The following is a 24925-nucleotide window of genomic DNA, read 5'->3' as shown; positions in this document are numbered from 1 at the left end:
GCAGCATGGCAGATATCTACACCTACGTCGGAACCTCGATAGACAACGCTACAGCCACATGGGTCACGAGCGTTTCTTCGCGCCTGGTCGGAGGCATAACGCCGATTGTGCTTCTTGTTTTAACGGTTTGGGTCATGTGGTACGGCTACCGAGTGATGACCGGACTCACCGAATCGCCCGTGATGAACTTTTTACTGACGGCCATCAAAATCAGCCTAGTACTCGGTATCGCACTCGGCGTCGGCAACTATCAATCGATGATTGTTAGCGGCGTCCAAGACTTCATCAACGGCATGGCTCAGATCTTCTGGCCCAGTTCTACATCGCTCTATAGCGCCCTGGACACCTTTAACCAGACGGGAGCGAATCTTGGCATGGCCCTTTGGGATCGTGGCAGCCAGTCCTTACCTTGGGGTGGCTGGAGCGATGTGTTCGCCGGAAGCGTCGTATTGATTTCCGGCGGGCTCGTCGCGGTATTCACGCTGGTTGTTATGCTCGTCGCAAAAATGGCTTTGGTGTTTCTGCTCGCTGTCGGACCGGCGTTCATTGCGTGCTTGGCGTTCCCCACGGTTGCACCTTACTTCGACAAGTGGGTTTCGAAGGTACTCAACTATGCCTTCCTACAAGCCATGCTCGTAGGCGCCTGTGGCTGTTCATGCAAATCGCTCAGTACTTCACCGACCACATGTCGACCAGCATGACGAGCGGCAACACAAGCCAGTTGGGTGATGCTTTTGACCTGCTGGCCGTCTGCGCCGTACTCGCAGTGGTGATCTGGCAACTGCCACATATCACGTCGGGCTTGGTAGGCGGCATGGCGCTTGATCACGGCCTCGGCATGGCTCGTCAGGCGATGGGAAACTGGAGCGCTGGCATTCCACAAGTACAACCCAGCAAGCAGTCGTCATCGGGCGGGGGCCGCGGCGGTGCAGTCGTCGGAAGCAATTCTTCGTCTGACAGTTCCGGAGGAGTGCCGGCCTACCGGCGCGCGAGCACTTTGGCACATCAGCAAAGCACCGATCGAACGACGAGCGCCGCTTCGACAGGGAGCGGCCAGTCCTCGGCGTATCGTCGCAAACCCGGTAGTAACGCCTAACGCTCCTTGCCATTTTGACCGGATCGACGCGGACCCTGCGTCGTTCGCTCGGACTGCTCGTCGCCCTTCGACTGGCCCACTTGCCGGGCCAGTCGCTCATTAAAGGCCGCACGCAGCTTTTCCTGATCCGCCGGCGGATTGTTCGCTATCCTGCGCTCAAATGCATCTCGTTGGAGGGCCGCGACACGTTGCTCGAATATCTGGCGCGCCGCATCCTGCACCGCCGCAGATTGCCCACCGACATGCTCTTCAAACTGCTCTCGTAGCATTTGCGCCGTCGCTGCTTTGCTTCTTCGCTGCGCTCGCTCGGTTTCCAGATCGATTACTTCGGCACGCACATTCGGCACCAGTGCACTCAGCTCTCGTCGCGCTTGCCGCAAATCCGCGCGCGCCGCTCGTAGCTCAAGAACCTTCGCACGACCGTCGCCGCGCCACTGACTGGGTAGCTGCTTAGCTTCCGGCTCCATCGCTAGCCCGCGCTCGGCATAGCTGCGCATGTCGATCCGCGCATCGTGTCCGGCGCGATGCAGGTGAGCATTTGCCGTTTCCTGCCAGCGGCCACGTAGTGCCTTGAGGTCGGCGGCCCGCTCACCGCGCGTCAAAGTCTGCCCTGCATGCGGACCATAGCCTTTGCGCGCCCCACCCTTCTCCGGGGCCTTGGCGTTGTAGCGCTTGAAGTATTGATCGGGATCGCGCTCGATCCCGTCACGCTGACGCTCGCTGAACATCAAATGCACATGAGGCTGCTCTTTGCCGTCCGCAGCGGTTGGAGAGTGAATCGCCCACTGATATGCGTGATGATTGCCAATCTCTTGCCGCACGAACTCACGCACCAGGTCGGCGCGCTGCTCTGGTGTCAACTCGCGCGGCAGCGCAATCTCCATTTCGCGGTACGTTGTGCCGTTGCTCCGTTCGTTTGCGTCTGCGGCGAGCCAGAACTGCTGCGGGTCGTGCGTGGCCCAAACGGGCATATTGCCTGCCTCGGTCGCTTCGAGCACCTCGCCACGGTCGAGCCGGTTCGCATACCGGCCCACCCGTGAAATATAGGCGGCATGAGGCGCAGCCTTGCCCGCCTTTCCAACTTTCACACTCAGACGACCTATTGCCACGAAGACACCTTTTCCGAAAGCACCGCGCCCAAAAGGAAGCCAAACGGCACATCGATGGAACAAAACAGGAACATCAACGGAACACCGGAGGAACACCGGAGGAACACCGGAGGAACACCGGAGGAACACATTGGGTACATCAGTTGAACATTGATAGAACCTCGATAGCAGTTACCATTTTCGCGTACGCGAAAATCCGCCCGGAGGGCCGCGCGTTTCTCGGCTTGCCGAGAAACAACTAAGCGCGCCTTCTGCTCTGCAGAAGGATACGACGCCGCACTATGTTGCGCCATATAATTAGGATTACGGCATATAGAGGAGTGACCATGACCACCGAATGGATAGAGCATCGCGTCGCCTATATTCGCGGCTTGAAAAAACCAACTGATCGACAACGCATGCTGTTGCTACTGACCGAGAAGCGGTTTCGCTCCGCAGACGAACAACGAAAGTTGGATACGCTGATCAAGGCAGAAAAAGCGGAAGAGCGTATGCAGAAGGCACGTGCCAAGGCAGCACGTGTCGTAACGGCCGTGAAGCAGGCGGAGCGCAAAGCACGGAATCACGAACTGTATAAGGCAGCGGGCCTACTGATACTCGCCGGGCTCGTCGATAGTGCCACTGGTAAGCCATTACGCGATCGCGGTGAACTTCTGGGCGCACTACTCGACATGGCCAATAGGGAGCACGACGAGAAGACCATCAACAAGTGGAAGCGCGCCGGCGACGCTCGGCTCGAGGAACGCGCCGTAACCGGAAAGGCTGCGACGATGCTTTACGTTGACGCCGCGTTCGAGCAGTTCGGACATGCACTTAATGAACAATCCAACCATATGAATCGAGCCAAGACTACGTGAACAGCCACCACGTCCGCCTGATTTGCCGCGTACTGTCGACGTTAGTTCGATCAATATCGCGGCCGAACACGAGCGCACCGACCATCCGAAACGATCTCCTCGTTCTACCGAACAAGCGATCAGTTCGCCCTGTCACTCCTGAATTGGTCAATCAACTACGAGACGAGACGCCCCTATGACGGACTTACTTGACGTCACGTGCTCGCCTTCCATTGCTTGTCACATTCAGCTTGCAATGTCTTCCACATGCTAATGTCGATGCAGCCTTGGTCGAGCGAGACACGCGAGCGCCGAAGACTCACTGACATTACAAGCAGCAGTTCGTGAGCGCACATTCAGCACGAAACGGCACCGCAACCCCTTCGTGCCCTGGACAGTAACCGGTGCGAACGCAGCCGCTCGACCTCCGTCGCACGATCGTCGATAATGAGGCAAATTTTCTGAGTTAGTCCGGCGCGGATAGGAATCTCAGGCGTGCTGAAATCCAACTATAGTGGATAAACGATGGCAACAAAGCAAACAGGCGAACAACTAGCCGACATTCTTTTCCCGGAAGCGAAGGAACAGCAAGATTTCGCCGATGGCATTCTCTCCATTCCGCCCGAACAACGTAAATTGCATACTGAAACGTATGATTTTACCGTTGACACGATCGTTGAAAAATTAGCTGATAAATCGATTTTCATTCCACATTTTCAGCGTCGCTACGTATGGACTGAGCCGCAGGCCTCGCGCTTGATTGAATCACTGATCATTCAATGCCCCATTCCCGTTATTTATCTCAACCAAGAGAACGACGAGAGTCTTTCTGTAATCGATGGAAACCAGCGACTAACTTCGATTCAGAAATACATGGAAAATCAATTTTCACTTAAAGGCCTGACCGCATACCCGGAACTGGAGGGAAGCCGCCTTTTTGAACTCGATCCTCGATTCCAACGTCACATTAGAAACAGAACATTGCGCTGCATTGTGATTCTCAAAGACACACACCCTCAAGTTAAATTTGATGTCTTTGAGCGCCTCAATACTGGAGCAACGAAGCTAACGCCTCAAGAATTACGCCACGGCCTCTATTTTGGCGACCTGATGTCACTCTCGACAAAAATAGTCAAGGACAGCAACTTTCTTGCAACCCTCGACATTAAAAACGATAAGAGAATGAAAGCCGAGGAATTGGTTCTTCGATTTCTTGCGCTTCGAGCAGATTTCGGAAAATATAGAAAGCCGCTAGCGACATTCATCAACGATTTTTCAGAGAAAAGCCGCCACCTGACCGATGTCCAAAAAGACGCAATGCAGGCGGATTTTACAAATACACTTCACTCGGTGAATTCGCTTCTTGGCAATCTTTCGTTCAGAATCTTTGACCGAGCACTGCGAGTAGAGAGTTCCTTTAACTCAGCACTTTACGATGCGCTAATGGTCGGCATCGCCCAGCTTAAAGATAACGACAATCTTAAGTCGATGCCCATCAAGACCGCGCAACTCTTACTTGCCAGCCTTCTCGAAAACGACGAACGATTCCGTAGATCCATCAGCATTGCGACAAGCGATGAAAGTCAGGTACAGTACCGAGTATCAACTATTCGGAAAGTTTTCTCAAAATAGGGCGAGCTTAAAATGGCATATAAAAAAAGCCGCCCCCGAGTGGAACTCGACAACGCCTTCAATGACATCAAATCTCGCCTGAAATTGGTTGAAGGGCGGTCGACAAATCCCGCCATACGCGATTACGTAATCGCCGCCTCTATTTTTCTCGCACATGCGGAAATAGAGAATTTCGTCGAGGACGTGCTTTCTTCATTTGCAATCGGAATACAGGCCGCCGTATCGAAGGGGTCGAAACTGCCCGGCTACCTCCAATCACATCTCTTTTTAACAAAATCTAACGCAATAAAAATTTATAGTGGATTTCTTTCTCAAAATTCAGAAAAAGATCTTTTGAAGGCATTTTCCGTCGCAATAAAAGGAGTGCCTGGAAATATGATTGACGATAGCAGAAACATAAGCCCATTTACGGGACACGATATTTACGGAAAGCTTAAATATCCATCCCGCGAGAATTTAAAAAAGATATTCACGCGCCTAGGCGTTGAGAATTTATTCGATGAACTGAGCAGAATTTTGAAAAAAGATTCGAAGTCAATACTCGAATCTCTTGGTAGCCTGCGAACTCAACTTGCTCATACCGGCACTTTGCCTGGCGTCTCGTGTCGAGATGTTCGCGATCGTATTGACGATGCTGGCCGCTTTGTTGGCGCCCTCGATCGAGTCGTCTTCTCTATAACTGCCAAGCAATTAGGCAGCAACATCTGGACCGCGCACCTCTGCTAACGCTACAGATCAATCACTCAGCTGATTGCAAAACCCTACCTTGCAGTAACCGAACTACTGGCCGATGACGTCGGAACGCCCGGTGCGCTGCTGTGCCGTTGGAGCAGCCTACCGGCCCGTTGGCAGCCCTCTAGTCCATCCACTGAGGCAACAATCAAGGCAGAAGCCCCATCTGGTAAAAGCATCTTGGGGGCATGTCGAACGATGACGTGGTTCCGCGTGCTGCTGTCCCGAAGCCCTGAGCCGTCCGTAGACGGCTCAGGGGGCGGCGGTAGGGGCCGGGTCGGTAGACTTCGGTCGGCTTGGCCGACCGACCCCGTATCCCGCCGCAGGGCAGCACGCGGGCAGCGAGATCTGGCGTGCGGGTGGTTTGAACAACGTCAATGCGCTTACGCGGCGCCTGATCCGAACCAATTCGCTTGGTGAGATGGGAAGCCACCATATCCGAGAGCGTATCTGACAAATTTCGGGGTAGTCTGACAGCTTTCGGGGTGGGGATTCATCCTCCACGCGGTATTGCCAACGCTCTGCCCTCTTTAGATAAAGGCTCTCTCTATTTAGTAGCTCATGGGTGAGCCACTTCCCCACGAATACAGCTCGCGTGTGAACCCTTTCGCTCGCGATGTAGCTCACTCCTGATCCCGACCATCCACGATCTGTGTATAACTTTGCGCCGACGCCTCCCTCGGGACATTGACGCGGTTGACCAGGAGTGCATTGAGTGCGTTACGCAACGCCGGATGAGCAATTTTCCCTGCCGCCTCAGCCTGCTCCCCTTCCTGAACGTTTATCACGACGGCACCAGGAGCAACATGGTTGATGTTGACTTGCAGACGTTCGATATGAACGTCCGGAGGCAGGCGCCCGGCCAGCAGTGCCGCCCGTAGCTCGTCCGCCGTCGGCTTCACCAAGGAAGGAACGTATTCCCACGACGCTATCGCCGTCTGTCGCCCATCCTTGTCCTGGACCCGCCATTTCTCCTTGAAGCGATACTCGTGTGAGCGCCCACGCGGCGACTTCGACAAATATCCAAGCGATTCGAGTTCTTTGATCGCGCGCTTAACGGACGACTGGTGCAAGCCGGACTTCGATGCGATCGTCTTGTGCCCGATCGGGCCAGCGATCCCGGTTTCGATGTTTGTATGGGTCTTGATGACCAAGTACACCTTCAGGGTCGCTCCATCCATATCGGCCAACGCTCCACTGTCGACAAACGACCTGAAGACGTGAAACCAGCCAGTCTCGGCCTTGAAGAGCTCACCTTGTACCGGTAGTTGCGCAGCCATCACTCCCCCGTCGCATGTCGCGGGCGACCGATGCGCGGCCGAGTCATATCCGAGCTCGCCTCAACAGGCACCGGTGCGCCACGGCCTGTTCTCCGTGCAGCGACGTCATTCAACCAATCGCGAATATCGGCTGCAAACCAACATGCCCTCCGTTTATCTGGAAAGGCAGTCTGCGGCAGCTCGCCCCTGTAGGTCATTTGCGCGATCGCACCAACGGTAGTCGCCAACAGCGCAGCAAGCTCATCGCGCGTAACGATCGCTTGCGGAGCCATCCGCGCGAATGTCTGTCGGAAATCAGTGTCTGCCTTCTTCATTTGCAATCACCAGTGACTAGCAGTGAACATGGCGGCAGTCTAGAATTGGCTTGGAACTTCGTATAAGGCCAGTTTTTTCGAACCGCTCAGGATGACAACTCAAGGTACAAACCGGGCTCGCTGGCTGCGTCCTGCGCTTACACGCTTTGCGTCGATGCTTGTATGTGAAGCGCGCGACTTCACTGGACTCAATGACGAAGGTCTCGACAGAGCACTCCGCCTAAGCTTTCCTGCCCAAGATGAAGCAGAAGGAGTTCCTAAGGCAAAGTCGGGCAACAACACAAGTAGTTACCGGTATTTGTCTGCGCGCAGGGCACCTCCTGCGGGCAAACTCCAATCTTTGGAAAACTGCGTCGCCAAGCTGCTGCGTCGCCCAGCTCACCTTGTAGTAGTCAGGGAAGCGGTCGAGCGCGATCCAGCGATCCCGCTTCTATACCTTGCCCCCGCTCCGGGTCTTAAGCGATATGCAGATCCCGACGAGATCGAGCTTGGTTACGACAATGGATGGCCCACGTACTCCGACCTGTCGCAATTTGGAAAATACGACCTCAACGGCCCCTGGGAGGAACAGCCCGAACTGATCAAGGCGTTCGGGTGGCAATGGGGCTGTCTCTGGGACAGAGCTCCGGACGACTATCGACAAAGGTGGTGCCGTCAATTCAGGCAGATTCCCCGCCACTGGCTCTCGTACTGGTGCGAGCAAGCCAACATATCTGAGGACCTGCCTACGGAAGCTCTGCTGCCGTTGCTTGTCCGGAAGATGAGCGAGCAGCCTAGTTTGATAGACAGATGGACTTCAAAGAGGTCGTTGATTGTTGGTGAACCAGGCCGCGTCAAATCCATTGAAGCGACCGTCCCTGACGGCAGCCTTGTTGGCCCTTCTGGCTGGGACAGCATCGCGGAAGTTTTTACCGATATTTTCCTGGATGGAATAGAGTTGCCGGACCGCCCTCTGCCGGAAATCTGCCGGAGCAGTGGTGTAACGGCGAATCAACTGTAGGAACCGAGAGTCAACAAATTCCTTGTAAACTCAAGGAATTAGCTGTAACCTACAAGCAGCTTGGTTTAGCTCTTAATCCGTAGGTCGAGTGTTCGAGTCACTCACGCCCCACCAGGAATTCCAAAGGCCGGTCAGCGAAAGCTGACCGGCCTTTTTCGTTTTGGCCGACGCACACGCGGCGCGCGCCTTTCGCGGTACGCCACCGCACGCCCATCGCGCATCGTTTCCGCTAGAATCGTCCGACAAAATCACACGACCGGCGCACGTATCGTCGTCTGCCGCCGGCACTGAGAGAACACGGGACGTCAGACATGGAAGCATGTGAACGAGACGCGACCATTCGGAGGGCGTGGTCGCGCCAATATCGGCCTGTCCGTCGCGACGGGCCGCTCCCCCGGGCACACCCGAATCCGCGCGACGCACGCACCGGGTCGCGTCATGCCGGGTAAGAACGCGCTGGTCGCGCTGACGATCGGTGTCGTCCTGTCCGTGCTGACCGGCGCACTCGCCATCACGGCAAGCCGGGAACCCGGCCACCTGGTCCGCGCGCCGGGCACGGTCGTGCGCATCGTCCAGGACAGCGATGCGATGCGCGCGTACCGGCCGATCGTCGCGTACCTCGCGAACGACGGCCAGCGCCGCGAAGTCGCCGGCAATACCGCATCGGCGGTCCCCGCCTACGACATCGGCGAAAACGTCGACGTCCTGCTCGACCCCGACCACCCCGAGCGCCCGGCGCTGATCGACGATTTCACGCAACGCTGGTTTCCGGTGGCCGTGCCGGCGCTGCTCGCCGTCGCGTCGTTCGCGATCGGCAGCCTGCTGCTTGCCGACGAGCGTCGCCGCCGGCAAGCGGAGCCGGCGCGGCCCCGCGTTGCACGCAAGCTGGCACGGCGCCGCCGGGATGTCGCGATCGTGCTGATTCCGATCGCGATCGGCACGGGCTTCCTCGCCGGCGCCGGCGCGGCCGGCCTGCGTCAGTGGCAGATCGTCCACCACTATGCGCGCTCGACCGGCCATGTGGTCGAGATCGCGAAAAACGGGCGGTCGTCGCGGTCGCGCACGTCGCTGTATTCGGCCATCGTCGCGTTCACGACCGACAGCGGACGGCTGATCACGTTCGCCCAGGGCTCGGCGTCGTCGCAACCGGGCCTGCGCGAGGGCGACGCGGTCAGCGTGCTGTACGATCCCGTCACCCCCGAGCGGGCGCTCGTCGACCGCTTCTGGGATCGCTGGGGCCTCACGGCCATCCTGTTCGCGGTCGGCGCGCCGTTCCTCGCAGCGGGGCTGTTCGTCGCCGCAACGTTATGGCCCGACCACCGGCCGCACGAAGCCACCCGATGACGCACACGCGGTGCTGCAACCGTCGCGACGCACGCGTCACCGCTCCCTGAACGCCTCCACCTTCGCGCGATTCCCGCACGTGCGCATGTCGCACCACCGCCGCCCGACACCGCGGCCGCGATCGACGAAGAACCACGTACACCGGCCGCACTGCCGCACGCGCACGAAATCGTCGCTGCGCATCAGATGCTCGAAACCGAGCGCGACCGCATCGATCCAGCGCGACGCCGCGCGCGCGTCGGGCCGCCACGCGAAGCGGCCGCCGACCGCGTCGAACGCGCTGCGCCCGATCGCGTCGCGGATCGCCACCGCGAGCCGGTCCGCCGCGCGCGCCCCCGCACTGCCACCGCCTTCGGCCGTCAGATGCGCGATCGCGACGTACGCGTCGTCGCGAAAGCGGTGCAGCGCCGCCAGCTCGTCCGGGCCGTCCTGGCGCGGATGACGCAGCAGCCGCGCCAGATCGTCGGGCGCCAGCAACCCGGCTTTCGCGGCCCATGCGCGCACGGCCGGCCAGTCGACGAGCTTGTCCTCGTCGCGCGTCTTGCCGGTGTCGGCCACCGTGTTCAGAAAATCGAGCGCCGGATGGCCGCCGACGAAATCGGCCGCACGCCATTCATGCCCGTGTCGCGCCAGGTCGGATCGGGTAACCATTTATTCTCGCCTATCGGTTTCACATCCGGACAATCCGGCGTAACCTGTTAACAACCAAAACAGGTTATCACGGAGAAGCCGATGCTCGAACTCCCGAACCGCTTCGATTTCGAAGGCCACCGGATTGCATGGGGCACGCTCGGCGAAGGCCCGCCGCTCGTGCTCGTACACGGCACGCCGTTTTCGTCGCAGGTATGGCGCCGGATCGCGCCGTGGCTCGCGCGACGCCATCGCGTGTATTTCTACGACCTGCTCGGCTACGGCCAGTCCGACATGCCGGACGCGGACGTGTCGCTGGGCCGTCAGAACGCGCTGTTCGGCGCGCTGCTGAATGAATGGCAACTCGCGCGGCCGCGCGTGCTCGCGCACGATTACGGCGGCGCAACCGTGCTGCGCGCGCACTTTCTCGACGGCATCGCGTATGCGGATCTCACGCTCGTGAACCCGGTCGCGATCGCGCCGCAAGGTTCGCCGTTCGTGCGTCACGTCGCGCAGCACGAAGCCGCGTTCACCGGCTTGCCCGCGTACGCGCATCGCGCGCTCCTGTCGGCCTATCTCGGCAATGCGGTCGCGCAACCGTTGAGCGACGACGTGCTGTCGATCTACCGTGCGCCGTGGCTCACGCCGGCCGGCCAGGCCGCGTTCTATCGCCAGATCGCGCAGATGCGCCAGCGCTACATCGAGGAAGCGGAGGCCCGCTACGCGCCGCCGGACTTTCCGGTGCGCATCGTGTGGGGCGAGGCCGACGCGTGGATTCCGCTCGAGCAAGGACAGGCCCTGGCCGATCGCATCGCGAACGGCCAGCTGATCCGGGTCCCGCGCGCGGGGCATCTGGTTCAGGAAGATGCGCCGGAAGCGATCGTCGCGGCGGTGCTCGACGGGTATGCGCCGGGCTGAGCCGGCACCGGACCGGCGAAAATGCAAATCGGCCGACGATACGAGCCGATCGAACGACGCCCGTGCCGGCTGCGATGCCGACGCGGGCGCGTGACACGTCGCTTACCAAGGCAGCGAATACGTCTTCGTATTCGTGAAGCTCTTCATCGCCTCCTGCACGCCCTCCTTGTACCCGAGCCCCGAATCCTTCACGCCGCCGAACGGCGTCAGTTCGAGTCGATAGCCCGGCACCTCGCGCACGTTTACGCTGCCGACTTCCAGCTCGGTGATGAAGCGCGTGATGTGATCGAAGCGATTCGTGCATACCGACGACGACAGCGCGTAGTCGGTGCTGTTCGACATCCGGATGGCTTCGTCGATGTCGCGAAAGCGCATGATCGGCGACACCGGGCCGAAGGTTTCATGCTTCACCAGCGGCATGTCGGGCGTCACGCGATCGACGACGGTCGGCGAATACAGCGCGCCGTCGCGCACGTTGCCGACCAGCAGCCGCGCACCGCGCGCGATCGCGTCGTTCACTTGCTGCTCGCAGAACTTCGCAGCCGCTTCGTCGATCACGGTGCCCATGTCGACCGACGGATCGGATGGATTGCCGTACGACCACGCGCGCGTTTTCTCGACGACCAGCTCCGTGAAGCGATCGGCCACCGACTCGTGCACGAGCATCCGCTTGATCGCCGTGCAGCGTTGCCCCGAATTCCTGTACGAGCCCGACACCGCGAGCGTGCTCGCTTCGTCGAGATCGGCGTCTTCCATCACGATGATCGGATCGTTGCCGCCGAGCTCGAGCACCGCGCGCCGGTAGCCCATCCGCGCGGCGATCGACTTGCCGATCGACACGCCGCCGGTGAACGTGATGAGATCGATCGCCGGGTTCGTGATCAGCTCGTCGGCGATCTCTTTCGGGTCGCCGGTGACCACCTGCAGCATCTGCGGCGGCAGGCCGGCTTCGTACAGGATGTCCGCGAACAGGTAGCACGACAGCGGCACCTTCTCGGACGGCTTCACGACGATCCGGTTGTTGGTCGCCACCGAAGGCACGATCTTGTGCGCGACCTGGTTCATCGGGTGATTGAACGGCGTGATCGCCGAAATCACGCCGAGCAGCGGGTCGCGCTGCGTGTACACGCGGCGCTTCTTGCCGTGCGGCGTCAGATCGCACGAGAAGATCTGCCCGTCGTCCTTCAGCACTTCGCCGGCGCCGAACGTCAGCACGTCGGCCACGCGGCCGGCTTCGTACGTCGAATCCTTGATGCACAACCCGGCCTCGGCCGTGATCAGCGCCGCGATCTCCGCGGTGCGCGCACGCACGATGTCGGCCGCGCGGCGAAGGATCGCCGCGCGATCGTGGCGCGTGAGCGTCGGCCGGTACGCACGTGCGACCGCGAACGCGCGGCGCACGTCGTCGAGCGTCGCCTTCGGCACGGTGCCGACCAGCGCGCCGTCGTACGGATTGCGCACGTCGATCACCGCGTCGCGGTAGATCCTTTCACCATCGATTCGCAGTGCTTCACGACGAAGCGTGCGGACATCCGACGATTCTGCAATGGCGTTCATGAGTGTCTCCTGGCGGATGCGTCCGCGTCACTGCAGATGGTTGAGCGCGATGTCGATGATGTCGAAGTTGCGCAGCCGCGCGCGGCCCGCGACGTCGGTCGCGACCGGCTTGCTGAAGATCAGCGGCACGATCTGCTCGGAGATCCCGCCGTGCGAGCGCAGCGGCACGTCGAGGCCCGACAGGTCGTGCTTGATGCGGCGCGTACCGAGCACGACGTCCTGCTTCGAGATCACGATCAGGTCACCCATCCGCGCAGGCGGCAACTCGAAGCGCGCGCAGCCTTCCGCGCCCGTCAGCACGACCTCGATGCCGTCGACCGCGGCGAGCCGCGCGCGCAACGCATCGGCATCGGCCGTCGCCGGCACGTAGACGGTCGCGAACGAACCGAGCGCACCGTGGTGCACGACGTACGGATCGGTGATCGGCAGGATCACGCGCGCCGCATCGTGGCCGAGCCATTCGTCGAACAGCTCCTGCAGGTAGATCACGTTCGGCTCGCCGGTCGCGTCGTCGTGCTTCGCGTTCATCCCGTGGTCGGCCGTGATCGCGACGATCGCGCCGAGTTCGTCGAGGCGCTGCAGGTACGTGTCCATCATCGCGTAGAACGCGTTCGCGCCGGGCGTGCCGGGTGCGCACTTGTGCTGCACGTAGTCGGTGGTCGACAAGTACATCAGGTCGATCGGGCGCGTCTCGAGCAGGCGCACGCCGGCGGCGAACACGAACTCCGACAGGTCCGCGCTGTACACGCTCGGTACCGGCTTGCCGACCAGTTCGAGCACGTTGTCGATGCCGTTTTCCTCGATGCTCGCTTCGTCGGCCTTCTCCGACGAGAAGCAGATGCCCTTCAGCCCCTTGCCGAGCAGGCGGCGCAGCTTGTCCTTCGCGGTGACGACCGCGACGCGCGCGCCCTGTTCGGCGAAGGTCGCGAGCACGGTGGGCGCGATCAGGTATTTCGGATCGTTCATCAACACCTCGGCGCCGGTGTCGCGATCGTAGAAGTAATTGCCGCTTATCCCGTGGATCGCCGGCGGCACGCCGGTGACAATCGACAGGTTGTTCGGATTCGTGAAGCTCGGCACCACGCACTCGCCCTTGAGCGCCGTGCCCGGCTTCAGCAGCGTGCGCAGGAACGGCGCGACGCCGGCCTCGGCGGCCTCTTCCAGATATTCGTATGCGCAGCCATCGACGCAGACGACCACCACGGGCCGGCTCATCCAGTTGTAGCGGCGGCCGTTCACTTCCACGGATACAGGCGTTTCAGTCATGACGTTCATTCCTTTCAGGTCGAAGGGGTGAGCCGTCGGCGCCCGCGCCGCGCCGAAGGGAGGTGTTTTCCATGCTTGACATTAAAATTGAGGATTTGTAGATTGTCAACAACATGCAGAGAACAGAAAGCAAAACAACGGTGCAGCAAGAGGGCTGGTCTCCACTCATCCGCCGCGTGCCGCGGCGCCACAGTCAAGGGGTCTGAAGATGAACGAAGTGCCGGTACACAAGCGTTTCCATGCATGGAGGGGCGCGGCCCGTGTCGCGCTGGCGGTGGCCGTCGCGCTCGGCGCCGCCCAGGCCGCGCACGCGAAGACGTCGCTGCTCGTCTACACCGCGCTGGAAGACGAGGCGATGAAGCCCTACAAGGACGCGTTCGAGAAGGCGAACCCCGATATCGAGATCCGCTGGGTGCGCGACTCGACCGGCTCGGTCACCGCGAAGCTGCTCGCGGAAAAGAGCAACCCGCGCGCGGACGTCGTGCTCGGTCTCGCCGCGTCGAGCCTCACGCTGCTCGACCTGCAAGGCATGCTGATGCCGTACGCGCCGAAGGGCTTCGACCAGCTCACGCGCAAGTACAGCGACGCCAACACGCCGCCGCACTGGGTCGGCATGGACGTGTGGGGCGCGACGATCTGCTACAACCGCGTCGCCGCGCAAGCGAAGAACATCCCGAAGCCGACGTCGTGGGAAGACCTGACGAAGCCGGTCTACAAAGGCGCGATCGTGATGCCGAGCCCGGTGTCGTCGGGCACCGGCTACCTCGACGTGACCGCGTGGCTGCAGACCTTCGGCGACGACAAAGGCTGGAAATTCATGGATGCGCTCGACAAGAACGTCGCGCAGTACGTGCACTCGGGTTCGAAGCCGTGCACGCTCGCCGGCACCGGCGAATTCCCGATCGGCATCTCGTTCGAATTCCGCGGCCACGAACTGCAGGCGCAGGGCGCGCCGATCGATCTCGTGTTCCCGAAGGAAGGGCTCGGCTGGGACATGGAAGGCACGGCGATCATGAAAACGACGAAACAGCCCGACGCCGCGAAGAAGCTCGCCGATTTCATGGCGAGCAAGGAAGCGAACCAGATCACCGCGCGCTGGTGGGCGATCGTCGCGTATCCGGGCGTGGCGCGAAAGCTGGCCGGCATCCCCGACAACTACCCGGACCTGCTCGTGAAGAACGACTTCGTGTGGTCGGCGAAGAACCGCCAGTCGATCCTCGATACGTGGCAGAAGCGTTACGGGGCGAAAGCGCAGCAATGACGCTGCCCGCGGCGGGGTCGCGCCGCGCGCCGCCCCGCGTCACCCTTTCCGTCGTCGAACCCGGCCCCCGGGCCGCCCCTCCATGGAGGCGCGCATGGCACCTTATCTGAGCGTAGAACGCATCGAGAAGCGGTACAACGACACGCAGGTCCTCACCGACATCGACCTGAACGTGATGAAGGGCGAGATGATCTGCTTCCTCGGGCCGTCCGGCTGCGGGAAGACCACGCTGCTGCGGATCATCGCGGGGCTCGAGACGCAGAACGCCGGCCACATCATGCAGGACGGTCGCGACATCTCGCGGCTGCCGCCGCAACTGCGCGACTACGGGATCGTGTTCCAGTCGTATGCGCTGTTCCCGAACCTCACCGTGTACGACAACGTCGCGTACGGGCTCGTGAACCGCAAGATGAAGCGCGACGCGATCCACGAGCGCGTGCACACGCTGCTCGCGCTGGTCGGCCTGCCCGACAGCCATCGCAAGCATCCGGGCCAGTTGTCCGGCGGCCAGCAGCAGCGCATCGCGCTGGCGCGCGCGCTCGCGACGTCGCCGGGCCTGCTGCTGCTCGACGAGCCGCTGTCCGCGCTCGACGCGCGCGTGCGCGTGCGGCTGCGCCAGGAAATTCGCGCGCTGCAGCAGCGGCTCGGCGTGACGACGATCATGGTCACGCACGACCAGGAAGAAGCGCTGTCGATGGCCGATCGCATCGTCGTGATGAACCACGGCGTAATCGAACAGATCGGCACCCCGCTCGAAATCTACCGGCAGCCGGCATCGCCGTTCGTCGCGGATTTCATCGGCCGCGTCAACACGATTCCCGCCGAAGTCGCGCAGGACGGCACGCTGCGCGCGGGCGCGGTCGGCCTCGATTGCCGCCATGGTGCGGCCCGCCCCGCGCAGGGCGCGGCGGTATCGGTCTACGTGCGGCCCGAGGACCTGCGCATCCGCGTGCCGGGCGAGACGGCCGACAACGTGCTGGCCGGCTGCGTCGAGAAGCTCGAATTCCTCGGCGCGTTCTGCCGCGTGAGCTTCCGGATCGACGGGCTCGACGGCCAGGAGATTGTCGCCGACCTGTCGTATCGCGACGTCGACCGCACCGGCGTGCAGGCCGGCGCGCGCATCGACCTCGCGCTCGATCGCGAGCATGTCCGCATGTTCCCGTGCGCGAAGGAGCGACTGCAATGAGCACCGTCCTGACCGAGCGCCGCCGCGGCGCGTCCGCCCCCGCCGAGGTGCGACAGATCACGCACTGGCACGACCGCATCGCCCAGCTCGCGCTCGTCGCGATAGCCGCGCTGATGTCGCTGTTCCTGCTGCTGCCGCTCGCGCTCGTCGTGCAGAAATGCTTCGTCGACGCCGACGGCCGCTTCGTCGGCGCGCACAACTTCGTCGAGTATCTGGAGGACAGCGGCGTGCTGCGCTCGATGCTGCATTCGCTGACGGTCGGCGCGCTCGTCACGGCGATCGTCGTGCCGATGGCGTTCACGTTCGCGTATGCGCTCACGCGCTCGTGCATGCCGCTGAAGAACGCCGCGCGCACGATCGCGCTGCTGCCGCTGCTCGCGCCGACGCTGCTGTCGGCCGTGTCGTTCATCTACTGGTTCGGCAACGCGGGGCTGCTCAAGCCGCTGCTGCACGGCCATTCGATCTACGGGCTGCCGGGCATCGTGCTGAGCATGGTGTACGCATCGTTCCCGCACGTGCTGATGATCCTCGTCACCGCGCTGTCGCTCGCCGACGGTCGGCTCTACGAGGCCGCCGACGCGATGGGCACGCGCCGCCTGCGCAAGTTCTTCACGATCACGCTGCCCGGCGCGAAGTACGGGCTGATCAGCGCGACGATGGTCGCGTTCACGATGTGCATCAACGACTTCGGCGTGCCGGTCGTGATCGGCGGCTCGTACAACGTGCTGTCGACCGACATCTACAAGCTGATCATCGGGTTGCAGGACTTCAACCGCAGCGCGGTGGTGAGCCTGATGCTGCTGTGCCCGGCGCTCGTCGCGTTCGGCATCGACTTCTTCGTCCGCCGTCGCCAGCAGTCGCAGCTCGGCGCGCGCTCGACGCCGTACCAGCCGAAGCCGTCGCGCGGCTTCGACGCCGCGATGCTCGCGTACTGCGCGCTCGTGTGCGCATTCTTCATCGCGGTGGTCGGCATCTCGGTGTTTGCGTCGTTCGTGAAGTTCTGGCCGTACCAGATGAGTCTCGGGCTGCAGCACTACCGGATGGGATTGATCGCGGCCGGCATCTTCGACGCGTACAAGAACAGCTTGCGGATGGCCGCGACGGTGGCGCTCGGCGGCACGATCGTCGTGTTCGGGGGTGCCTACCTGATCGAGAAGACCCGCGGCGCGCGCTGGCTGCGCGGCTTCATCAGCCTGTGCGCGATCTTGCCGATGGGCGTGCCGGGGCTCGTGCTCGGCATCAGCTACATCTTCCTGTTCAACGCGCCCGGCAATCCGCTGAACGGGCTGTACGGATCGCTGTGGCTGCTCGCGATCGTCACGGTCGTCCACTACTACGCGTCCAGCCACCTCACCGCCGTCACCGCGCTCAGGCAGATCGACGGCGAGTTCGAGGCCGTATCCGCGTCGCTGAAGGTGCCGTTCTACAAGACCTTCCTGCGCGTGACGGTGCCCGTGTGCCTGCCCGCGATCCTGCTGATCGCGCGCTATCTGTTCGTCAACGGGATGACGACGGTGTCGGCCGTCGCGTTCCTGTACTCGCCGGACACGCAGCCCGCATCGGTCGCGATCCTGAACCTCGACGACGCGGGCCAGATGGGTCCGGCCGCCGCGATGGCCACGCTCGTGCTCGCGACCTCGTCGTTCGCATGCGTGCTGTTCGCGTGCATCTCGCATCGCCTGCTGCGCCGTACGCAGGCGTGGCGCCATCCGCATCGCCGTTGAGTTCCTGCCGCATTCCCGTGACGTCCCGACTTCATCAAGGAGACACCATGACGCTCGCCGCCCAGCCCATCCTGCTCACCCCCGGCCCTCTGACGACCTCCGCCCGCACGCGCGATGCGATGCTGCGCGACTGGGGCTCGTGGGACGGCGATTTCAACGCGATCACCGCGCGACTGCGCGAACGGCTGCTGCAGATCGTGCACGGCGAGGGCACGCACGAATGCGTGCCGCTGCAAGGCAGCGGCACGTTCTCGGTCGAGGCGGCGATCGGCACGCTCGTGCCGCGCGACGGCCACGTGCTCGTGCCGAACAACGGCGCGTACTGCCAGCGCATCGCGAAGATCTGCCGCGTGCTCGGCCGCACGTTCACGACGATCGACTACCGCGAGGATCGCCGTGTCGATCCGATCGACGTCGAGCGCGCGCTCGCCGCCGATCCGACCATCACGCACGTCGCGCTCGTCCACTGCGAAACCGGCGCCGGCGTGCTGAACCCGTTGCACGACGTCGCGCAGGCCGTCGCGAAGCACGGGCGGGCGCTGATCGTCGATGCGATGAGCTCGTTCGGCGCGATCGACATCGACGCGCGCACGACGCCGTTCGACGCGGTGATCGCCGCATCCGGCAAGTGTCTCGAAGGCGTGCCGGGGCTCGGCTTCGTGATCGCGAAGCGCAGCGCGCTCGAACGCAGCGAAGGCAACAGCCATTCGCTCGCGATGGACCTGTACGACCAGTGGGTCTACATGCAGCGCACGACGCAGTGGCGCTTCACGCCGCCGACGCACGTGGTCGCCGCGCTCGACGCGGCCGTCGCGCAATACGTCGACGAAGGCGGGCTCGCCGCGCGCGGCGGCCGCTACCAGCGCAACACTCGCGCGCTGATCGACGGGATGCGCGCGCTCGGCTTCCGGCCATTCCTCGATCCGGCGATCCAGGCGCCGATCATCGTCACGTTCCATGCGCCGGACGATCCGAACTACGATTTCAAGCGGTTTTATCAGGAGGTCAAAAAGCGCGGCTACATTCTGTATCCGGGCAAGCTCACCGAAGTGGAGACGTTCCGCGTCGGCTGCATCGGCCATTTCGGCGAAGCCGGGATTCCGGGCGCCGTCGCGGCCATTGCCGACTCGCTGAAAGCGATGGGCGTGCGCCGCGTATCGGCCGAAGCGGCGGCATGACGAGGTGACGCGAGGCACCCGGCCGCGTGCGCACGAGCATGCGGCCGCCCGTTTTTCCCGGCCGTGCGTCGCGCGGCCCCTTACCTTATCGACGAGCCTTCCGATGCGCCCCTTCTGGATCGAACAAGCGCTGTTCAACGACGGCGATCTCGCCCCCGCGCTGCAAGGCGCGACGCAGGCCGACGTGTGCATCGTCGGCGGCGGCTTCACGGGACTCTGGAGCGCGATCCAGGCGAAGCAGCAGCACCCCGCGCTCGACATCGCGATCCTCGAAGCCGACCTCTGCGGCGCCGGCGCGAGCGGGCGCAACGGCGGCTGCCTGCTCACCTGGTCCGCGAAATTCCTGACGCTGCGGCGTCTGTTCGGCGAAGCCGAGGCGATCCGGCTCGTGAAGGCGTCGGAAGCGGCCGTGCAGCACATCGCCGATTTCTGCCGCGCGCACGGCATCGACGCCGAATTGCGGCTCGACGGCACGTTGTACACCGCGACGTCGCGCGCGCAGGTCGGCACGCTCGCGCCGGTGCTCGACGCGCTCGCCGCGTGCGGCATCCACAGCTACGAGCCGCTGCCGCCCGCCGAAGTCGCGCGCCGCTCGGGCTCCGCGCGCAATCTCGACGGCGTCTACTCGCCGGTCGCCGCGACCGTGCATCCCGGCAAGCTCGTACGCGGGCTGCGCCGCGTTGCGCTCGACATGGGCATCCGGATCTACGAGCGCACGCCGATGCTCGACTTCACGCCCGGCCAGCCGGCCGTCGTACGCACGCCGTCGGGCAGCGTCACGGCCGGCAAGCTGGTGTTCGCGATCAATGCGTGGATGGCGAGCCGCTTCCCGCAGTTCGAACGCACGATCGCGGTCGTGTCGAGCGACATGGTGATCACCGAGAAATGTCCGGCGTTGCTGGAACAGACCGGGCTCGTGGACGGCGTGTCGGTGCTCGATTCGCGGATCTTCGTCTACTACTACCGCACGACGGCCGACGGGCGGCTGATGCTCGGCAAGGGCGGCAACACGTTCTCGTGGCGCAGCCGCATCGCGCCGGTGTTCGACCGCCGCTCGCCGTACGAGGCGCAGCTCACACGGAGCCTGCGCGCGTTCTTCCCGTCGCTGGCGGACGTGCCGATCACCGCGAGCTGGAACGGGCCGTCGGATCGTTCGGTCACGGGCTTCCCGTTCTTCGGCCGCCTCGACGGCGCGCCGAACGTGTTCTACGGGTTCGGTTATTCGGGCAACGGCGTCGGGCCGACCTACATGGGCGGGCAGATCCTGTCGTCGCTCGTGCTCGGCCTCGACAACGCGTGGACGCGCAGCCCGATCGTACGCGGCCCGCTCGGCCATTTTCCGCCGGAGCCGATCCGCTACGTCGGCGCGCACGTCGTGCGCAACGCGATTCGCCGCAAGGAACGCGCGGAAGACGAGAACCGGCAGCCGTCGGTCGTCGATACGTGGCTCGCGAAATTTGCGAGCGCGGCGGGGAAAGCCGACAAGGCGTGACGATGTGTTGACCGGCTGAACTGAAGCGCAACGAAAAAGGGACGCGACGACGCGTCCCTTTGCCGATGCGCGGCAGCCCGCGCGACCGTCGCCGGCGCTTATGCGCCGGCCTTCTCCCGCGCCGCCTTGCCCGCCGCAGGCAACCCCTGCTCGTGCGTGCGGCGCATCCGCGCGAGGCCGTGCGCGACGTGCTCGCGCACGAGCGCGACGGCCTTTTCCTCGTCGCCGGCCGCGAGCGCCTGCACGATCTTGTCGTGCTCGGCCGCCGACACGGCGATCGCATCCTCCTCGGCCTCGATCGCCGCCTGACGCAGCAGGCCGAGCTGGCGCACGAGCCGCCGGTAGGTATCGGTGAGATGCGTATTGCCGACGCCGACGACCATCGCGTCGTGGAACTGCACGTTCAGCTCGGTGTAGCGCGTGACGTCGTGCGCCTTCGCGGCGTCCTTCATCGACTGGATGATGCCCTTCAGCACCTTCAGCGTCTCGGGCGAGATACGCTTCGCGAGCGCGCGCGCGACCGATTCGTCGAGCATCGCGCGCACTTCGTAGATCTCCTCGGCCTCGCGCAGCGGCACGACGCGCACGGTCACGCCGCGGTTCTTCTCGTTGCGCAGCAGGCCGGCCTGCTCGAGCGCGCGGAACGCTTCGCGCACCGGGCCGCGCGACACGTTCAGCCTGGTCGCGATCTCGACTTCGTTGAGCTTCTCGCCCGGCGCGTATTCACCGGAGACGATCGCGCGCTCGAGCATGTCCTGGACGATCATCGCGAGCGACTGGCTTTGCAGGAGTTCGATGGCGCTGAGCGCGTTCGGGGCAGTCATGGTCGGGCAGCGGGCTGGGGGTGAAAACGACGGCGCCATATCGGCGAATGATCCCTGTATACCCTCGCCCCGACATATTGTCAACAGTTTTCAGTTTCCAAAAGCCAATCCCACGTGCCCGCACGTGGGCAGACCCCAGCCGGCATGCAACCGGCACGCGGCGCTCGCGCGATGCGGGGAACCGCCCCGCTTCGCGCGACGCCGGCGCAGCCGTCAGGCCGTGCGCTTCACCGGCCCCGGATCGCTGTGGCTCGGCCGGCCCGTCTCGACGTGGCCCGCGAAGCGGCGCACGACCTTGTCGTCGCCGCCGCGCAGCGTGGTCGCGGTGATCGTCAGATCGTACCAGCCGTGGCTCGACGACAGCTCGAAGTGCCCTTCGACGCGCTCGCCCGGCTCAAGCGTGTAGGTGCGCGCCGGCGCATGGCTGTACGCGTTGTCGACCGTCACGCGGCAGGTCGCGCGCCCGCTGTTGCGCAGTTGCAGATACACGTGACGGTTGCGCACGTCGTAGCCGATCTTCGCTTCGGGGTTCGCGTGGCGGCCGTCCGCGGCGAGCCGCGTGTTGCCCTGGAACTCGCACAGATAGCCGTTCGGGCCGTAGGCGGCCAGATGGTACTCGCCGCGCGCGGCCGACGTGCTCCACGTATCGACGAAGCGGTCGTGCGCGGACACTGCGTAGCGGCGCGGCGGCGTCGCCGGGTTGCGCCGGTCGTACACGTAGAACGCGGCACCGGCGTCGCCGGTGTTCGCGAAGTCGAGCGACACGGTATCGTCATGCACGCCCACGCGGCTGTGCACGAACAGCTCGTACGGCAGCGCACGCGCCGGACGCGTGCCGGGTTCCTGCGTCGGCATCGACTGCTGCGCGGGCACCTGGTACGCCTGGCCGGCCGTCGCGATGTGCTGCGGCACCGTGAAGCTCACCGTGCGCGTGTCGGGGCGCGCGGAGAAATCGAACGCCGACGTGAGGTCGCCGCAGATCGACCGGCGCCACGCGCTGATGTTCGGCTCCTTCACGCCGAAACGCGCTTCGAGGAAACGCAGCACCGACGTATGGTCGAACGTCTCCGAGCAGACCCAGCCGCCCTTCGTCCACGGCGAGATGATGATCAGCGGCACGCGCGGCCCGAGGCCGATCGGCTGGATGCCGCCCGGATCGGCGCCCGGCACGAGCGGGCTCATCTCGCCCGGGTACTTGTTCAGGTCGAGCAGCTCGTCGCCGAGGTTCGACAGCAGGTTCGACGACACGATGCCCTGGCCGCCCACGCCGCTCGTGACCGGCGGCACCGGCGGCACGACGTGGTCGAACAGCCCGTCGTTCTCGTCGTAGTTGAGGATGAACACCGTCTTCGCCCACACCTCGGGGTTCGACGTCAGCGCCTCGAGCACCATGTTGATGTAGAACGCGCCGTCGGTCGGCGACGCCTGCGGGTGCTCGCTGTACTTGTACGGCGACACGATCCACGACACCTGCGGCAAGCGGTTGGCCTGCACGTCGGCCTTCAGTTCGGCGAGCGTGTGGTTCGACGCGCCCTTGTCGACCAGCGGGCCACTCGCGCCCTCCTTCACCTGGAACTTCTTGAAGAACATCAGCGAGTTGTCGGTGTAGTTGTCGGTCGGGTCGCCCGGGATGCCGGTGCCGCCCTGGTACACCTTCCAGCTGATCTTCGCGTCCTCCAGGCGTTCGGCGTAGGTCGTCCACGTGTAGCCGTTCACGTCGTTGCGCTCGCCGATGCCCGGGCCGTTCGGCGCGCTGCCGTAGACGTTGCGCGAGTCGACCGTGCCGGTCCACAGGTAGATGCGGTTCGGCGCGGTGTCCGCGTGCGCGGAGCAGAAGTACGAATCGCAGATCGTGAACGCATCGGCGAGCGCGTAGTGGTACGTGAGATCCTGGCGCTTCAGGTAGCCCATCGTCAGCACGTCCTGCTTCTGGTTCACCCACTGATCCCACTGGCCGTTGTTCCAGGACAGGTGGCCGCTGCTCCAGCCATGGTTCGTGCCCGGCTGGAATTCGGTCGTCTGCTTCGGATCGAGATAGAACGGCAGCACGTACGGCGCCGACGGATCGAGCCCGCGCGAATGGTAGTTCTTCGTGAACACCGACGCCGGCGGTTGCTGCCACACCGGCGCGCCGTTCGGCAGCAGGTGCGGGCGCGGATCGTCGAAGCCGCGCACGCCGCGCAGCCCGCCGAAGTAATGGTCGAACGAACGGTTTTCCTGCATGAAGATCACGACGTGCTCGACGTCGCGGATCGTGCCGGTGCGATAGGCGGCCGGCATCGCCAGCGCATTGCGGATCGCGGGCGGGAAGCCCGCATAGGCGGCCATCGCGCCGGCCGACTGCGCGGCGAGGCGCAGGAAATCGCGTCGATTGTTCGAGGACATGAAGAGAGCCTTGTGGTCGGGGGAGTGGGGGCGCCGGGCGAGCGGGGCCGGCGATCTGCGTCGCCGTTATTACCCCGCACCGGCATGTCCCGGCCGTGACCGGTTCCCGCAGGTTTCTTGCGCTCACCCCCAGCTTTTTTTCGAAGCCGCGCACGCCGCGCCTTTCATGCGGCCGACACATGCACGCGCTACGCTGACGCGCGATGAAGAGGGGGGAGAAGCCGACACGTGTTCGATCAGCTGAAGGCGTTCCACGCGACCGTCCGGCAGGGCAGCATCACGCGCGCCGCGCGCCACCTCGGCGTGAGCCAGCCGACGATTGCCGCGCAGATCCGGCAGGTCGAGCAGTTGTACGGCGTCGAGCTGTTCTACCGCAGCGGCCGCAAGCTCGAAGTGACCGAGACGGGCATCGAGCTGCTGCCGCTCGTCGAGAAGATGATCGCGCTCGAGGCGCAGGCCGACATCATGCTGCGCAACGTCGGCGGCCTGTTCGAAGGCCACCTGCGGATCGGCGCGACGGGCCCGTACTACATCATGGATGCGATCGGCCGCTTCTCGAGCGCGCATCCGTCGATCGCGCTGACGTGCCGGATCGGCAACTCCGAGGAAATCCTGCAGGCGCTGCAGGAGTTCCGCATCGATCTCGCGGTCTCGTCGCAGCGCAACGACGCCGACGGCCTCGAACGCAAGGTGATCTCGACCGATCCGCTGGTGCTCGTCGTGCACCGCCGTCATCCGCTCGCGCGGTTCGATTCGGTCGACCCGGCGCAACTCGCCGACGTGCGGCTGCTGATCCGCGAGGAAGGTTCGGTCACGCGCCGCTGCACGGAGACGATCCTCGCAGCGGCCGGCGTCGCGGCCGCCTCGGTCGCCGAGATCGGCAGCCGCGAAGCGATTCGCGAGGCGATCCTGCATGGGGTCGGCGGCAGCCTGTTTCCGCGCGGCGAGGCCGAGCGCCATCCCGACCTGCGCGTGATCGCGCTGCGTGGCGTCGATACGACGATCGACGAATACGTGTACTACCTGAAAGCGCGCCGCCAGAGCCCCGCGATCGACGCGTTCCTCGCGTGCATCCTGCCGGACGATGGCGAAGCCGCCGGCGCGGTCGATGCGGTTGAACCCGGACGAACGACGCGGCGGGCGAACGCGCGCTGAGCCGCC

21 protein-coding genes are annotated in these 24925 nt (G+C 63.7%); 14 read left to right on the top strand and 7 right to left on the bottom strand.

Going from position 1 to position 24925, the window contains the following annotated elements:
• The first annotated feature begins 5 nt into the window (after window positions 1–5).
• Both WT24_RS01840 and WT24_RS34080 read left to right on the top strand, forming a co-directional pair.
• A complete protein-coding gene (locus WT24_RS01840; protein ID WP_060030756.1) occupies window positions 6–701 on the top strand; it encodes a type IV secretion system protein in 696 nt (231 codons plus the stop codon).
• Complete coding sequence (locus WT24_RS34080) at window positions 656–1096, top strand: hypothetical protein (RefSeq protein ID WP_156441725.1); 441 nt, start codon at window positions 656–658, stop codon at window positions 1094–1096. The genes WT24_RS01840 and WT24_RS34080 overlap by 46 nt, the downstream gene beginning before the upstream one ends.
• Here WT24_RS34080 and WT24_RS01835 read toward each other — a convergent pair.
• The gene (locus tag WT24_RS01835; RefSeq protein WP_082742056.1) at window positions 1093–2205 is read right to left on the bottom strand and encodes a MobA/MobL family protein; all 1113 of its coding nucleotides are present in this window, start codon (window positions 2203–2205) and stop codon (window positions 1093–1095) included. The genes WT24_RS34080 and WT24_RS01835 overlap by 4 nt on opposite strands.
• 326 nt (window positions 2206–2531) lie before the next feature.
• Between WT24_RS01835 and WT24_RS01830 the strand changes: the two genes are divergently transcribed.
• The 3 genes from WT24_RS01830 (at window position 2532) to WT24_RS34075 (ending at window position 5399) form a co-directional block, all read left to right on the top strand.
• On the top strand, window positions 2532–3062 hold the full coding sequence (locus tag WT24_RS01830; RefSeq protein WP_082742055.1) for a conjugal transfer protein TraD: 531 nt from the start codon (window positions 2532–2534) through the stop codon (window positions 3060–3062).
• A 504-nt stretch (window positions 3063–3566) separates the two neighbouring features.
• Window positions 3567–4673 carry a DUF262 domain-containing protein gene (locus WT24_RS31925; protein WP_082742054.1) on the top strand — a complete coding sequence of 369 codons (1107 nt, stop codon included), beginning with the start codon at window positions 3567–3569 and terminating at the stop codon, window positions 4671–4673.
• Window positions 4674–4685: 12 nt separating this feature from the next.
• Complete coding sequence (locus tag WT24_RS34075) at window positions 4686–5399, top strand: HEPN domain-containing protein (RefSeq protein ID WP_156441724.1); 714 nt, start codon at window positions 4686–4688, stop codon at window positions 5397–5399.
• Window positions 5400–6028: 629 nt separating this feature from the next.
• Here WT24_RS34075 and WT24_RS01825 read toward each other — a convergent pair.
• Window positions 6029–6685, bottom strand: coding sequence for a helix-turn-helix domain-containing protein (locus tag WT24_RS01825; protein WP_060030751.1), 657 nt, complete (start codon window positions 6683–6685; stop codon window positions 6029–6031).
• Between the two features lie 405 nt (window positions 6686–7090).
• On the opposite strand from WT24_RS01825, the gene WT24_RS34070 reads away from it, so the two are divergent.
• The gene (locus WT24_RS34070; RefSeq protein ID WP_156441723.1) at window positions 7091–7999 is read left to right on the top strand and encodes a hypothetical protein; all 909 of its coding nucleotides are present in this window, start codon (window positions 7091–7093) and stop codon (window positions 7997–7999) included.
• Between the two features lie 438 nt (window positions 8000–8437).
• The gene (locus WT24_RS01820) at window positions 8438–9343 is read left to right on the top strand and encodes a DUF3592 domain-containing protein (RefSeq protein ID WP_060030748.1); all 906 of its coding nucleotides are present in this window, start codon (window positions 8438–8440) and stop codon (window positions 9341–9343) included.
• A gap of 36 nt (window positions 9344–9379) precedes the next feature.
• Here WT24_RS01820 and WT24_RS01815 read toward each other — a convergent pair whose 3' ends face one another.
• Window positions 9380–9994 carry a CGNR zinc finger domain-containing protein gene (locus WT24_RS01815; RefSeq protein ID WP_060030745.1) on the bottom strand — a complete coding sequence of 205 codons (615 nt, stop codon included), beginning with the start codon at window positions 9992–9994 and terminating at the stop codon, window positions 9380–9382.
• 81 nt (window positions 9995–10075) lie between these two features.
• On the opposite strand from WT24_RS01815, the gene WT24_RS01810 reads away from it, so the two are divergent.
• A complete protein-coding gene (locus WT24_RS01810; RefSeq protein WP_060030742.1) occupies window positions 10076–10891 on the top strand; it encodes an alpha/beta fold hydrolase in 816 nt (271 codons plus the stop codon).
• A gap of 102 nt (window positions 10892–10993) precedes the next feature.
• Here the strand turns inward: WT24_RS01810 and phnY are convergent, their stop codons facing one another.
• A complete protein-coding gene (phnY, locus tag WT24_RS01805; protein WP_060030740.1) occupies window positions 10994–12448 on the bottom strand; it encodes a phosphonoacetaldehyde dehydrogenase in 1455 nt (484 codons plus the stop codon).
• Between the two features lie 27 nt (window positions 12449–12475).
• On the bottom strand, window positions 12476–13714 hold the full coding sequence (gene phnA / locus WT24_RS01800; protein WP_060030811.1) for a phosphonoacetate hydrolase: 1239 nt from the start codon (window positions 13712–13714) through the stop codon (window positions 12476–12478).
• A 208-nt stretch (window positions 13715–13922) separates the two neighbouring features.
• Here phnA and WT24_RS01795 point away from each other — a divergent pair, with 208 nt between their 5' ends.
• The 5 genes from WT24_RS01795 to WT24_RS01775 all read left to right on the top strand — a co-directional run bounded on the left by WT24_RS01795 (window position 13923) and on the right by WT24_RS01775 (window position 20555).
• Window positions 13923–14975, top strand: a complete 1053-nt coding sequence (locus WT24_RS01795; protein WP_060030736.1) for a putative 2-aminoethylphosphonate ABC transporter substrate-binding protein — start codon at window positions 13923–13925, stop codon at window positions 14973–14975.
• A gap of 94 nt (window positions 14976–15069) precedes the next feature.
• Window positions 15070–16161 (top strand): putative 2-aminoethylphosphonate ABC transporter ATP-binding protein, encoded by a 1092-nt coding sequence (locus WT24_RS01790; RefSeq protein ID WP_060030809.1) that lies wholly within the window; start codon window positions 15070–15072, stop codon window positions 16159–16161.
• Window positions 16158–17885, top strand: a complete 1728-nt coding sequence (locus tag WT24_RS01785) for a putative 2-aminoethylphosphonate ABC transporter permease subunit (protein ID WP_060030733.1) — start codon at window positions 16158–16160, stop codon at window positions 17883–17885. Before WT24_RS01790 ends, WT24_RS01785 begins: the two co-directional genes overlap by 4 nt.
• Before the next feature lie 47 nt (window positions 17886–17932).
• On the top strand, window positions 17933–19063 hold the full coding sequence (locus tag WT24_RS01780) for a 2-aminoethylphosphonate--pyruvate transaminase (protein ID WP_060030730.1): 1131 nt from the start codon (window positions 17933–17935) through the stop codon (window positions 19061–19063).
• Between the two features lie 103 nt (window positions 19064–19166).
• On the top strand, window positions 19167–20555 hold the full coding sequence (locus tag WT24_RS01775) for an FAD-dependent oxidoreductase (protein WP_060030727.1): 1389 nt from the start codon (window positions 19167–19169) through the stop codon (window positions 20553–20555).
• 98 nt (window positions 20556–20653) lie between these two features.
• Here the strand turns inward: WT24_RS01775 and WT24_RS01770 are convergent, their stop codons facing one another.
• Both WT24_RS01770 and WT24_RS01765 read right to left on the bottom strand, forming a co-directional pair.
• Entirely contained in the window at window positions 20654–21379 is a 726-nt protein-coding gene (locus WT24_RS01770; RefSeq protein WP_059791107.1) for a phosphonate utilization associated transcriptional regulator, read from the bottom strand.
• Window positions 21380–21592: 213 nt separating this feature from the next.
• Window positions 21593–23764 (bottom strand): phosphocholine-specific phospholipase C, encoded by a 2172-nt coding sequence (locus WT24_RS01765; protein WP_060030724.1) that lies wholly within the window; start codon window positions 23762–23764, stop codon window positions 21593–21595.
• A gap of 228 nt (window positions 23765–23992) precedes the next feature.
• On the opposite strand from WT24_RS01765, the gene WT24_RS01760 reads away from it, so the two are divergent.
• Window positions 23993–24919, top strand: a complete 927-nt coding sequence (locus tag WT24_RS01760; RefSeq protein WP_060030722.1) for a LysR family transcriptional regulator — start codon at window positions 23993–23995, stop codon at window positions 24917–24919.
• Window positions 24920–24925: the final 6 nt, after the last annotated feature.

Source organism: Burkholderia sp. MSMB1078WGS (assembly GCF_001528895.1).
Classification (GTDB): domain Bacteria; phylum Pseudomonadota; class Gammaproteobacteria; order Burkholderiales; family Burkholderiaceae; genus Burkholderia.
This window is presented reverse-complemented; position numbering and strand designations above follow the sequence as displayed.